The sequence below is a fragment of the Nanhaiella sioensis genome, from assembly GCF_046557775.1.
Taxonomy (GTDB): domain Bacteria; phylum Bacillota; class Bacilli; order Bacillales; family SM2101; genus Nanhaiella; species Nanhaiella sioensis.
The window spans coordinates 3,065,737-3,078,693 of sequence record NZ_JBKAEG010000001.1; the positions used below are offsets into that span (position 1 = coordinate 3,065,737).

The 12,957-nt window shown below is 34.8% G+C and carries 12 protein-coding genes; 8 read left to right on the top strand and 4 right to left on the bottom strand.

The features are described from left to right. Positions 1-31 precede the first annotated feature (31 nt). The 3 genes from V1503_RS14245 (at position 32) to ytxJ (ending at position 1,586) form a co-directional block, all read left to right on the top strand. The gene (locus tag V1503_RS14245; protein ID WP_320211036.1) at positions 32-445 is read left to right on the top strand and encodes a DUF948 domain-containing protein; all 414 of its coding nucleotides are present in this window, start codon (positions 32-34) and stop codon (positions 443-445) included. A 122-nt stretch (positions 446-567) separates the two neighbouring features. After that, on the top strand, positions 568-1,038 hold the full coding sequence (locus V1503_RS14250) for a YtxH domain-containing protein (protein WP_320256648.1): 471 nt from the start codon (positions 568-570) through the stop codon (positions 1,036-1,038). Positions 1,039-1,259: 221 nt separating this feature from the next. Then, complete coding sequence (gene ytxJ / locus V1503_RS14255) at positions 1,260-1,586, top strand: bacillithiol system redox-active protein YtxJ (protein ID WP_410627762.1); 327 nt, start codon at positions 1,260-1,262, stop codon at positions 1,584-1,586. A gap of 119 nt (positions 1,587-1,705) precedes the next feature. On the opposite strand, the gene V1503_RS14260 is transcribed toward ytxJ, so the two are convergent. After that, complete coding sequence (locus V1503_RS14260) at positions 1,706-3,871, bottom strand: cell division protein FtsA (RefSeq protein ID WP_410627764.1); 2,166 nt, start codon at positions 3,869-3,871, stop codon at positions 1,706-1,708. 278 nt (positions 3,872-4,149) lie between these two features. Between V1503_RS14260 and V1503_RS14265 the strand changes: the two genes are divergently transcribed. The 4 genes from V1503_RS14265 (at position 4,150) to motS (ending at position 8,382) form a co-directional block, all read left to right on the top strand. Continuing rightward, entirely contained in the window at positions 4,150-5,226 is a 1,077-nt protein-coding gene (locus V1503_RS14265) for a bifunctional 3-deoxy-7-phosphoheptulonate synthase/chorismate mutase (RefSeq protein ID WP_410627766.1), read from the top strand. A gap of 550 nt (positions 5,227-5,776) precedes the next feature. Then, complete coding sequence (gene ccpA, locus V1503_RS14270; protein ID WP_410627768.1) at positions 5,777-6,775, top strand: catabolite control protein A; 999 nt, start codon at positions 5,777-5,779, stop codon at positions 6,773-6,775. A 61-nt stretch (positions 6,776-6,836) separates the two neighbouring features. Beyond that, positions 6,837-7,655, top strand: coding sequence for a flagellar motor protein MotP (gene motP, locus V1503_RS14275; protein WP_214481656.1), 819 nt, complete (start codon positions 6,837-6,839; stop codon positions 7,653-7,655). After that, a complete protein-coding gene (gene motS / locus V1503_RS14280) occupies positions 7,645-8,382 on the top strand; it encodes a flagellar motor protein MotS (protein WP_214481655.1) in 738 nt (245 codons plus the stop codon). Before motP ends, motS begins: the two co-directional genes overlap by 11 nt. Positions 8,383-8,511: 129 nt before the next feature. Here the strand turns inward: motS and V1503_RS14285 are convergent, their stop codons facing one another. From V1503_RS14285 to V1503_RS14295, 3 genes are read right to left on the bottom strand one after another with little or no spacing between them, the layout of a single operon-like run. Beyond that, the gene (locus V1503_RS14285; protein WP_214481654.1) at positions 8,512-9,687 is read right to left on the bottom strand and encodes an acetoin utilization protein AcuC; all 1,176 of its coding nucleotides are present in this window, start codon (positions 9,685-9,687) and stop codon (positions 8,512-8,514) included. Then, on the bottom strand, positions 9,684-10,331 hold the full coding sequence (locus V1503_RS14290; RefSeq protein ID WP_214481653.1) for an acetoin utilization AcuB family protein: 648 nt from the start codon (positions 10,329-10,331) through the stop codon (positions 9,684-9,686). The genes V1503_RS14285 and V1503_RS14290 overlap by 4 nt, the downstream gene beginning before the upstream one ends. Positions 10,332-10,372: 41 nt before the next feature. Then, on the bottom strand, positions 10,373-11,005 hold the full coding sequence (locus V1503_RS14295) for a GNAT family N-acetyltransferase (protein ID WP_410627772.1): 633 nt from the start codon (positions 11,003-11,005) through the stop codon (positions 10,373-10,375). 215 nt (positions 11,006-11,220) lie between these two features. On the opposite strand from V1503_RS14295, the gene acsA reads away from it, so the two are divergent. Then, positions 11,221-12,939 (top strand): acetate--CoA ligase, encoded by a 1,719-nt coding sequence (acsA, locus tag V1503_RS14300; protein ID WP_214481651.1) that lies wholly within the window; start codon positions 11,221-11,223, stop codon positions 12,937-12,939. Positions 12,940-12,957: the final 18 nt, after the last annotated feature.

The window sequence follows — 12,957 nt, forward strand, 5'->3', positions numbered from 1 at the left end:
TTATTATAGCTGAAAAGGAGGTAACGTTAGGTTGATGTGGATAGTTTATATTAGTGTAGCTATTGTAGCTGTTGCTTTTGTTGTACTAGTAATTTTTTTAGCAAAGACATTAGTTTCATTACAACTTACGTTAAAAAGTGTCGCACATACTCTGTCTTCACTAGAAAAACAAGTGGAGGGAGTTACATCAGAAACAACTGATTTATTAAAGAAAACAAACATTCTCGCTGAAGATATTCAAAAAAAATCCGAAAAGTTAAATTCAGTTGTAGATGCTGTTAATGATGTGGGTACGTCTGTACATCGATTTAATAAGTCAGTACAAGAGGTTTCTACATCAGTAGTGAATCAATTAGAAGATAATCAAGAGAAAGTAACTCAAGTAGTTCAATGGGGAAGTGCAGCAATTGACTTATGGAATAAGTGGAAAAGTAAATCTAAGTAAGTCATTAAAGCAAATTAGCTTCAGTGGTTTGTAAAAGTCTACTCCGCTTGAAGAAGCATGATACTTTGTGGGGGAGCTTGAATATACATTTTGAATACATTAATGAAGGAGGAGATAATACGATGAGCAAAGATGGGATCAATACAAAAGATTTTCTGATTGGTGCTTTAGTCGGTGGTATTGTAGGAGCTTGTACTACTCTATTCTTGACACCTAAATCAGGAAAAGAATTAAGAAGTGATATTAATGAACAAGCAGTAATTGTTAAGGATAAAACTGGTCAAATTAAAAATACAGTCATGGAAAAAGGTTCATCGATTGCAGGTTCAGCGAAGGATAAAACAGCAGGGTTCAGAAAAACAGTTGCTCAACAATCTTCTAACATCGTAACTAAAATGAAAGAAATGAAAAGAAATGGCGATTCTGACATACCAACTACTATAACAAATGAGAAAGAGGAACCAACACTAGCTAAACAAAAAAATGAATATATTACCATTGGACAAAATGATATTGATATTCAAAAAAAGCTCCAAGAAACTGAAAAAGCTATTGAGGATATGGAAAGTTCAATTCAATTGAGTAATAAGTAGTGGAGTGTTATGATTACTTCACTACCTATTTTTTTGGGAAGAATTTCAGAGATAACTAAGGAGATTGCTCATTTCTTGTTGTCTAGATTCAGCACCTATGCCCTTGTGAGTCGCAATAGATTTGGATGAAGGTACTGTATAAGTTCAAGAGAAAGAAAGTCATGGCATGCTGGGATTAGATAGAAGAACAATTGCGATTTTTAAGGTTAGGGGGATTTATATTGGCTAAAGTAAAAATATCATCTAAGGAACAATTTGAAAAGCTTATTAATGAACATTCAAAGTTTTTAGTAATGAAACACAGCTTAACATGTCCGATTAGCAGTTCAGCTTTTAAGGAATTTGAAAAATATAATAATGAAAATGAAGAGCTTCAAATATTTTATTTATATGTACAGGAATCAAGAGCTCTTTCAAATTTTATAGCTGAAAAATATAGTACTAAACATGAATCTCCACAAGTTTTACTAGTGAAGGATGGCAAGGTCATTTGGCATGCATCTCACTGGAACATCACTTACGATACATTAAAAAAGCAGGTAGGATAAAGGAGTGGGAGGATCATCCTCCCACTCCTTAACGTTTGGCTGTTTTCGCATAAATTGTAATTTTTCTTCGTACTGTTTCTAATTAGATAGCAATATAGCTGACGAGAAGAGCCTTATGCTTACACATATGTGTTTTTATCCTGAAAGACGATACGTAGCTCATCTCCTGGCTCTATAATATCTTTAAACGATACTTCTTCATTGTTTCTAAGTAATGCGTAACCGCCATGCGCATTGTCAGGTAAATTAAATTCTATATGTGAAAATATGTCTTGAAAGATAAATGGCTCAACGGTTTTGCTTTCTATTTCAATGTGATCGCCGCTATATAAAATATCGGCTTCATTCAGTTTCGTTCCATTTTTATAAATCTCATTTATACTTTTTGTTAATAATATTTGCTTATGATTAAACTGAATTGGAATCGTTTGAGATAACATAATTCCCTTTAATTCAGCTAAGTCTTTAACAGTTAATGTAGATTTAGAGAAATTAATAACGATATTATCATTATTTGTAAAGCTAGATGTTGGAGGCACTTTCACACCATTACGAGTTATGTATCCAGACATAGAGGGAATTTTTGTCTCTTGTTTATTAATCACTAAGGAATATGTAAGCAACTCAGAGTGCATATTTTCATTTTGTATAAAATTTAGTAACCCTTTAATATTAGAAGGAAATTCACAATGAATGCTATCATGATCAATAACGAAACTATCTGCATTCACCTCTTGCTTGTTTTTAAAAAATCTTGCAACAATTTTATGCTTTTGTCCATTAATCGTGATGTGTGCTGTAGGTATTTGATCAATAATATCTTTGATTTGTACTCGAGCTGGACTTCCATCGCGGCCTTTTTCAATCGTAATATGGTCACCTTGTTGAATTAAATCATCGAGTGAGCACGGTTCATTGTTTTTTAATAACGTTGGTGGAAGACCATAATTTCCTGGCAAAGTAACTTTTTGTCCATTTAATGTAATAATGCTTGCCATACCAGGCTTGCCGTACAGTTTATTCATTTCTATGCCCGCTGATAGTAAACAATCACCAACAGTTAGTTTTTTTATATCAAATAGTCTAATAGATTTGTCATTTACTGTCACGCTTAAATACTGAACAGGCGTTTGTTTAGCTGCAATTCCTATTCCAATAGGAGTGACTAGTTCAGGCCCTTTTTGAATATTTTCAGATAAAATTAGTCTTTGAATTGCATCAATGCCACGAATCGCGACTCGATTGTCTGGTAGCTCTAGGTATGAAGCAATTCGTTTTGGCAATTCAGGTGTTAAACTACCACCACCTACTAGCATCACTGCCTTTGGAGATTTATGCTGATTTAATGTTAGTATTTCACTTACTATGGAGGATGCCAGCTTGTCTATGGAGGAAGAAATTTGTTTAATAACCTCATGTTTCGGAACCTCTGTCTCAAATCCTAAAATATCTGTAATCGTAATGGTCCCTTGCGTAAATAGCTCTCGTTTTGCTTTTTCAGCGAGTGGAAAATCTAGTAAGTAGCCATCGCTTATAGCTTCTGTAATTTCATCACCTGCAATTGGTACCATCCCGTAAGAAACAACTGTTCCAGCATCAGTAATCGCAATATCTGAAGTACCTGCACCTATATCAACTAAAGCTACATTTAATCGACGCATTGTTTGGGGTATCAGTACATTAATGGCAGCGATCGGTTCCAGTGTGAGAGCTTCCATTTCTAAATTAGAGCGCTGTAATGCTGATATAAGAGATTCGACAACGACTCTAGGCAAAAATGTGGCAATTATTTCAACAGAAGCAGTTTCACCTTGTTGGTCAATTAAATTGCCAATTTCTTCATCATCTAGCTTATAGCATATGACAGAATATCCTACACAATAATAATGATAGCTTTTATCTTCCTTATTATTTGACGCTAAGTTTATTTGGGCCTGCTGAACAGCGCTTAATTCAAAATGCAGTACGTCTTGTTTTGTCATGATCGGCTTTCCTGAAATGGGCATAGTAACTAGACCACGTTCAGTTTTTAATGCTCTCCCTGCTGCAGCTACACATACTTTAGCTAATTTCCCATGTCTACTTTCTAGTTCTGTTTTTATTTCTGTTATTACTTTTGAGACAGCCAATACATCATGAATTTGCCCATCAAGCATTGCTCTTTCAGAATGTTCTTTTGTTACAATATCAACAATTTCAAAATTGTTATCTTTTTCCTTAACTATTATGCCGTTGACAGATCTTGTTCCTATATCTAATGCAAAAATCGTAGGTAGTAAGGTCAAAGCTTCTCACCTTCTTCACAATTAATCAAAATACTTTAACACTTAAAAGCGTTTAAATATTAAAGTTTTTTAGTGACAACACAATTGAATTCGTATATAATAAACTCTAATTACATGAAATGTACCACACTTTCCACATCTAATAAAGTAATCTGAGCATAATATATTTGCTATATCATTATTAAGATGAGGAATCAAACTTATAATTTGTCATTCAAAAAGGGGAACCAAAGTTCTTGATTTGAATACACTTTATCATAGTCGAAAGGATGAAAGAGATGAGTAATAAACAATTAGACGAGCTAAGGTTAAAAGTAGAAGAGATTAACATGCAATTATTGAAGTTAATAAATGAACGTGCATCACTTGTACAAGAAATAGGAAAAGTGAAAGAAGCACAAGGTGTTAATCGTTTTGATCCTGTTAGAGAACGAAAAATGTTGGATTTAATTAATGAACAAAATGATGGGCCATTTGAGACTTCAACATTGCAACATATTTTTAAAGAAATATTTAAGGCAGGGCTGGAACTACAAAAAGATGATCACCGTAAAGCATTATTAGTTTCTAGAAAGAAAAAACCAGAAGACACAATTATTGATATAAAAGGTGAACAAATTGGTGATGGAAATCATCACTTTGTAATGGGGCCGTGTGCAGTTGAAAGCTATGAACAAGTTGCATCAGTAGCAAACGAAATTAAGAAGCATGGATTAAAGCTTCTACGTGGAGGAGCGTTTAAGCCACGAACATCACCATATGACTTCCAAGGTTTAGGTGTAGAAGGATTGAAAATACTTAAACAAGTTGCAGATGAATATGATTTAGCAGTTATTAGTGAAATTGTTAATCCAGCTGATGTTGAGAAAGCAGTGGATTATATTGATGTTATACAAATTGGCGCAAGAAATATGCAGAACTTTGAATTACTCAAAGCTGCTGGGGCAGTGAATAAACCAGTATTACTGAAGCGCGGTTTAGCAGCTACTATAGATGAGTTTATCAACGCTGCAGAATATATTATTTCTCAAGGCAATGGACAAATTATTCTTTGTGAACGTGGTATCCGTACTTATGAAAGAGCTACAAGAAACACATTGGATATATCAGCAGTACCAATTTTAAAGAAAGAGACACATCTTCCAGTATTTGTTGATGTTACACACTCTACTGGTCGTAGAGACTTGTTATTACCTGCCGCTAAAGCAGCGTTAGCAATTGGGGCAGATGGTGTAATGGCAGAGGTTCATCCAGATCCAGCTGTAGCACTTTCTGATTCAGCACAACAAATGGATTTCAATCAATTTAACGATTTTATCAATGAAATTAAATCAGCTAGCACTGTTAAAGCTTAATTAATAGCTCTTTTTGCTTTATACTGTTACTGTTTTAATAAAAATTTATAAAAGCGTGATGTGACACCATTTACAACGGTTTTTAGTGTACAGATGTTACGAAATATAGCTATATTTGTGTTGAATATGTATTACTCCTGCTACGGCAGGAGTTTTTTTTGTGAAAATAATTTGTATATTGATTGCGGTCTATTTCATAGTATCGTATGATATGTTACATATAACTTAAGAAATGTCACCTACATAATATTTATAATTAAATCTCTGTTCAAAAACTTTGCAGCTATATTTATATATTAACAATGAACATGAAGATGGGTTTTTGTCCGAAACCGTTAAAGTGATAGTAGAAAAGATGCACGAATGTTAGTTTTTTACACCTTAGTATGAATAGTAAGGATTGATGTGAAAATAGCCCTTATTAAGGCCATTTGTGAAACTCTATACAATACTAAAACAATTCTTGCTTATTAATATAAGTAGTGGTTCTGTTAAATATAAAATTTAAGCAAATAATAGCATAAAGAAAAATAATTAGGAGCTGATAATGATGAATGTTACTATATATGATGTTGCACGTGAGGCTAATGTATCAATGGCAACTGTTTCAAGGGTTGTAAATGGGAACCCAAATGTAAAACCAGCGACGAGGAAAAAAGTATTAGAGACAATTGAACAACTTGGATATCGACCAAATGCAGTGGCACGTGGTTTAGCGAGTAAAAAAACTACAACTGTCGGTGTGATCATTCCTGATATATCAAGTATCTTCTACGCTGAGCTAGCGAGAGGGATAGAAGATATAGCAACAATGTATAAATATAACATTATTTTAAGCAACTCCGATCAAAATAAAGAAAAAGAGCTTCATTTAATTAATACCATGCTTGGAAAACAAGTCGATGGAATCGTTTATATGAGTGGGAATATTACAAAAGATCATGTTGAACAATTTAAAAAATCACAAGTACCAGTAGTTTTAGCAGCATCTATTGAAGAAGAAAATATTATACCTTCTGTCAACATTGATTATGAACAAGCTGCATTTGATGCGACAACTAGCTTTATTAATAATGGCCATAAAAAAATTGCATACGTCAGTGGCCCACTTGATAATCAAATTAGTAGTATAAAGAAGCTAGAAGGATATAAAAAAGCTCTTTCAGAAGCTGGGCTACAATATGTAGATGAATATGTTCTTGAAGGTGATTATACTTATGATTCAGGGATTGAGGCTTACAAAAAGATAGAGGAGATGCCAGATAAACCAACGGCTGTTTTTGCTGGGAATGATGAAATGGCTTTAGGTGTCATTCATGGGGCGCAAGATCATGGCACAGTGATTCCTAAAGATATGGAAGTGATTGGCTTTGATAATACAAGGCTATCTTTTATGGTGCGACCACAATTGACGACAGTTGTTCAACCTATGTATGATATCGGTGCAGTAGCAATGCGGTTGTTAACAAAATATATGAATAAAGAGAAGGTAGAGGATAGCGTCGTAGTACTTCCTCATAGAATTGAGTTTCGTCATTCAACAAATTAAAAATCCTGTCGATATATAGAATAGAGAGGTTGGATTCTATATATGCACAGGGAGAGAAATTATGAAAAAAAAATTCGATTTACTAACACCTAGTGGATTAGTTCTTGCAGTAGCTATGTTTTTATTCGGTATAATATCAAATAGTGGATCGACAGGATTATCCTCATTTATCCATTTCCCATCAATGTATATTGTTTTGGGTGGTTTAACTGCTGGGTTGTTAACAAGTTTTCCCTTAAAAGACATTAAACTTTTATTTAAGGTGTTAAAAGAAGCATTTAGTCAAAATGAACAGGAGCTACAAGGATTAATTAATACATTTGTCAATTTATCTGATAGGGCGAGAAGGGAAGGTTTACTTGCATTAGAAGCTGAAATTGAAAATGTTAACGATCCGTTTATTAAAAAAGGTGTCCTATTAGCTGTAGATGGTATCGAACCTGATGTTATTAATGATATTATGGATGCTGAAATTTCTGCAATGGAAGAAAGACATCGGAAGGGAAGAAGTATTCTTGAAAGGGCTGGAGAACTAGCACCTGCCTGGGGAATGATTGGTACCTTAACAGGATTAGTATTAATGCTCAAAAATTTGAATGATCCAACGACTTTAGGTCCCAACATGGCAATTGCTTTAATAACTACATTGTACGGCTCATTACTCGCTAATATAGTTTTCATTCCATTAGCATCAAAACTTGCTTTGAAAACAGAAAAAGAAGTATTTTTGAAGCAAATTATCATTGAAGGGGTGATTGGGGTTCAATCTGGTCAAAACCCTAAAATTTTGGAAGAAAAGCTCAGTGCCTTTTTATCTTATAAGGAGCGAGTGGGCATCGAAGATGAGGAGGTAGAGGAGGCAGCTCAAAATGAGAGATAGGAAAAGAGTGCATACTGCAAGAAAAAAAGGTGCACCTGCTTGGATGGTTACTTTTTCTGACCTTATAACTTTAATTCTTGTTTTCTTCATATTAATGTTTTCAATGTCGCAAATTGATATTGTTAAGTTTAAAGCTGTTGCTAATTCATTTAAAACGAACCATATTTTAGACTTTGATCCATCTCCTATCCCCTTCGATCCATTATCAGCAGAAGATATACATTTGAAAGAGGGTAGTGGGGAGACCACTATTTCAGATCCATTAAATGAATTAGTTGTAGAAATACAACTATTCCTCGAAGAGAATGGTCTTGAAGATGTCATTGTAGCTAATCGTTATGAGCGTGGAGTTGTTTTAGTTTTACAAGAAAAGGTTTTATTTAACACTGCGGAAGCAATTATTCAGCCATCCGCTTATCCATTTTTAGATAAGGTTGGAAATTTATTAGGTGACATGTCAAATCTAGTTAAAGTGGAAGGGCATACAGATAATCGTCCAATCGAAACTTTTAGATACCCATCAAATTGGGAATTATCTACAGCTCGGGCTAGCAGTGTTATTCGTTATTTAATAGAAGAGCATCAGCTAGATGATATCCGCTTTGAAGCTGTCGGATTTAGTGATACTAGACCCGTTGCTCCTAACTCTAATCCAGAAAATTGGGAGAAAAATCGAAGAGTTGAAATAGTCATTTCTGATCCAGAATACATTGAACAAACTAATTAATTTTTAACTCTCGAACATGCCTTAACGCTTGTAGTAGAAACAGCTTCTTTTAAGCATATTAAATGAAATGTTATTAGGACATAAAATTAAAAAATGGCTTATAAATCATTTTGATTTATAAGCTATTTTTTATATAGAATTCCGTTGTTGTTTATTTTCTCTAATGATTTGAAGCGCTTTCATGACTGTGTGCAAGTTTTTCTCAGAAATTTCATTTCTACGCGGTATAGGAGAGTAAAGGTCTGCTGGATCATCCCATTTTAACGGTAGTTGTACTGGAGAAGCGTCTTGCCATGCTTTGATCCATTCCTCAGGTATATCAGAAATATTATGTGATTTTTCAATCATCTCAATCCAAATTAAGGACCATGCCCTAGGAACAACACGCCATATATCATAACCCCCTCCACCTACTGCGATCCATCTACCACTACAATACTTATGAGCAATTTCATGAGCTAGCTTTGGAATTTCTCGATATATTTTCATCGTCGAAGAAAGGTGTGTAAGTGGGTCATAATAATGAGAGTCGGCACCATTTTGAGTTATAATGACGTCTGGTTTAAAATAGTCTGCAATTTCTAAAAAAGATTGTTTATAAGCATGCAACCAAGAGTCATCTTCTGTGAAAGCATCAACTGGGATATTAAACGAATACCCATAACCTTTCCCATGTCCTCTTTCATTTACATGTCCTGTACCTGGGAATAAATATCGTCCAGTTTCATGTATGGATAATGTACATACTTCAGGGTCATCATAAAATGTCCATTGTACTCCATCCCCATGATGAGCATCTGTATCGACATACATTACTCGTACCCCATATTTTTCTTGCATATATTTAATGGCTACAGAGCTATCATTATAAATGCAAAAGCCAGATGCCTTTCCTCTAAATCCATGGTGTAATCCTCCTCCAAGGCTTAGTGCATGTGTAGCCTTTCCTGTTAACACATGGTCTACAGCCGTTAACGTACCGCCTACTAACAGAGCACTTGCTGTATGCATATCTTTAAAAATGGGGGTATCTTCGGTGCCAATTCCATATGCTTGAGCTTTTTCCGCTGAAAGTTGACCTTTGCCAGCTAATTTAACTGCTTGTATATAGTTTGGGTCATGAATAAGCGTCAGTTCCTCATCTGTTGCAATTCTAGGAGGGATAATTTGATTATCATCGAGTAAATGAAGCTTTCTAAGGAGGTCATAAGTTAATTTCACCCTCAATTGATTAAAAGGATGGTCATCACTAAATTTGTATAATTGAAATTGGTCCGAATAAATAAAGACTGAGTTTCCGCTCATAAAGAAATACCTGGTTGAGTTGGCCATAAGACTGTATAACCTTCATTTTTCAATTCATTTACGATTTTCAGTGGGTTCATCGTTTGGACACGAAAAACGAGTATTTTATAGCTCTCATCTACATCTGGATATACTAGGACACTATTGATGTTTATATTTCGGTCTTTAAAAATTGAGGCAATATCGCTTAGCATGCCGGTTTTGTTACTAGCTTTAATTTCAATGTGTGAACTAGGTTGGTGTGCACCAGTAAGTTGTACAAGGGTATGAAGGACGTCTGTTTCTGTAACTATACCTACCAATTTATTATTATTTGTTAACGGCATACAACCGATCCGATGCTCATAAAATACAGCAGCCACTTCCTCAACAAAATCTAACGGGTGACCAGTAATAACGTCAGTTTTCATAATGTTCTTTATTGGCTGTTTAAGTATGTGTTTATTATCATTGTTAAGTTCCAAAATAGAAGGGCTTGCATCACGTAAGTCACGATCTGAGATAACCCCAATTATGTGATGGCTTTTGTCTACAATAGGGATATGTCTAATATCTTTTTTGTGCAACGTGATGATAGCAGTTTCAATCGTATCATTTGGGAAGAGTGTTGTTACATCTGTTTTCATTATTTGTTCAACTATCATTGTATTTCCCCCTTCAAGCTGTATTTCAATTTAAAGGCTATCTAATACATAAATCTATTCATAAATCTTAATCGATCGAATTTTTGTATGGATTCATTATCAACTCTTGTTCCTATTCTAGCCATTAAACAGTTTGCTGGATGAGAACTTATTTCTGGATCATCGGTGGCATACCATTCTAGACCGCCAGCATTCATCATTTTCTCCATTACCTTCCTATACTCCCAAACATTAAGCCCTGTACCTTTTAAATCCCAGTGCCAGTAGTATTCGGTCGTAATAATAATGTAGTCATTCATTACATCATCCATCATTGATACATTAATAAGGTTTTTGCCGACTGATGAACCTCGGAATTTAGGAATCACTTCTATTGCCCCGAGTTCAATTAAATTTCCCATGTTGCCTTCAGACCAGCGTTCTAGAGGATCAGGGTATAAGAAAGTAACATATCCAACTATGGTATGTTGGTGTCTTGCGATAATAATTCTACCTTCAGGCAAATCTGCTATCCCTATTAATGCCTTATGTTGTTGATCTGGTTGGCGAAATGCTATAAGATCGTGATGAAAATCGTAGCTTGATAGTTTAGCAGATGAAATGGGTCCTTCTAAAATTAAGTTTCCCTGTGGTGTTTTTAATTCTTTTGCATTATAAGTTTTTTTATGTTCCATTAGGTCACCACCTTATTACATGTTTTATTCTATTATACATAATATTAGTAATATATAATTACTCTCAGTGCATTTTTTTCATCTTCATTTTTGTGGCAATTCGTTAACAATGTATTGTAGAACTACAAATGTTATTTTAATATTTTTAAAATTGAGAACAGTATGTATTTATAATATAATATTCTTTGAAGAGATTTACAAAGGGGGAATTGTAAATGAAGGTGGAATCGTTAGCTGTTACGAAAGGGGATTACAATTTAACAGACTACGAAGAAATTTATAGTCAGTTTAATTGGTCCGATGTGGAAAATAACTTTTCTTGGTCAAAGACAGGTAGAGTGAATATGGCATATGAGGCGATTGATCGTCATGCATATACCTTTAGGAAAAATAAAATTGCATTATATTATCAAGATTCTGTTCGAAAAGAGAAATATACATTTAAGGAAATGAGTGAATTCTCTAACCGAGCAGGGAATGTACTTAAGCAAGCAGCTGATGTTGAAAAAGGTGATCGTGTTTTTGTGTTTATGCCTCGTTCTCCCGAATTATATTTTATTATTCTAGGGGCAATAAAACTAGGAGCAATTGTTGGTCCGTTATTTGAAGCTTTTATGGAAGGGGCAGTACGTGATAGGTTAGAAGATAGTGAGGCAAAAGTGTTAGTAACGACTCCTGAGTTATTAGATAGAGTTCCAGTTAATGAGCTTCCAGCATTAAAGCATATCGTTTTAGTTGGTGATGGCTTAGAAGATGATGAAAGGTTTATTAATTATTATAAAGAAATGGAAAGTGCTAGTGACCGTTTAAGTATTGAATGGGTCGATAGATCAGATGGACTTATTATTCATTATACTTCAGGCTCAACAGGTAAACCAAAAGGAGTATTGCACGTCCATAATGCTATGATTCAGCACTATCAAACAGCAAAGTGGGTATTGGACTTAAAAGAAGATGATGTTTATTGGTGTACTGCTGACCCTGGATGGGTTACAGGGACTGCGTATGGTATTTTTGCTCCATGGCTTGTGGGTGCTGCAAATGTAGTTATTGGAGGAAGATTTAGCCCAGCTACATGGTATGAAGCGATTGAACAGTTCGGTGTTACTATTTGGTATAGTGCTCCAACTGCATTTAGAATGTTAATGGGTGCTGGAGATGATTTAGTAAAGCAAAATGATTTGAGCACCCTTAGACATATTTTAAGTGTAGGTGAACCATTAAATCCTGAAGTCATACGTTGGGGTGTTAAAGTATTCAATAATCGTATTCATGATACATGGTGGATGACTGAAACAGGTGCCCAATTAATATGTAATTATCCATGTATGGAAATAAGGCCCGGTTCAATGGGGAAACCTATTCCAGGAATTAAGGCTGCGATTGTTGATGATCAAGGAAATGAATTACCACCAAACCGGATGGGGAATTTGGCTATACAAAAAGGATGGCCATCGATGATGTATACGATTTGGAATAATCAACAAAAATATGAATCATACTTTATGCCAGGTGATTGGTATGTATCAGGGGACTCAGCTTATATGGATGAAGAGGGGTATTTTTGGTTCCAAGGTAGGATAGATGATGTGATTATGACTTCCGGTGAAAGAGTTGGGCCTTTTGAAGTTGAAAGTAAGCTTGTTGAACATCCAGCAATAGCAGAAGCTGGGGTGATAGGAAAACCTGACCCAGTACGTGGAGAAATTATTAAAGCATTCGTTGCACTTAGACATGGCTACGATGTTACTGATGAATTAAAGGAAGAAATCAGGCTTTTCGTGAAAAAAGGTCTGTCAGCTCATGCAGCTCCACGTGAAATTGAGTTTTGTGAAAAGTTACCTAAAACAAGAAGTGGAAAAATTATGCGTAGAGTGTTAAAAGCCTGGGAATTAGATTTACCTACGGGTGATTTATCAACTATGGAAGATTAGTTGCAGGTATAAACGATG

Bases quoted from the DNA above. Each gene is read 5' to 3' on its own strand.
- V1503_RS14250 (WP_320256648.1), top strand. From the start codon at position 568: ATGAGCAAAGATGGGATCAATACAAAAGATTTTCTGATTGGTGCTTTA.
- V1503_RS14265 (WP_410627766.1), top strand. From the start codon at position 4,150: ATGAGTAATAAACAATTAGACGAGCTAAGGTTAAAAGTAGAAGAGATT.
- ccpA (WP_410627768.1), top strand. From the start codon at position 5,777: ATGAATGTTACTATATATGATGTTGCACGTGAGGCTAATGTATCAATG.
- motP (WP_214481656.1), top strand. From the start codon at position 6,837: ATGAAAAAAAAATTCGATTTACTAACACCTAGTGGATTAGTTCTTGCA.
- motS (WP_214481655.1), top strand. From the start codon at position 7,645: ATGAGAGATAGGAAAAGAGTGCATACTGCAAGAAAAAAAGGTGCACCT.
- V1503_RS14285 (WP_214481654.1), bottom strand. From the start codon at position 9,687: ATGAGCGGAAACTCAGTCTTTATTTATTCGGACCAATTTCAATTATAC.
- V1503_RS14290 (WP_214481653.1), bottom strand. From the start codon at position 10,331: ATGATAGTTGAACAAATAATGAAAACAGATGTAACAACACTCTTCCCA.
- V1503_RS14295 (WP_410627772.1), bottom strand. From the start codon at position 11,005: ATGGAACATAAAAAAACTTATAATGCAAAAGAATTAAAAACACCACAG.
- acsA (WP_214481651.1), top strand. From the start codon at position 11,221: ATGAAGGTGGAATCGTTAGCTGTTACGAAAGGGGATTACAATTTAACA.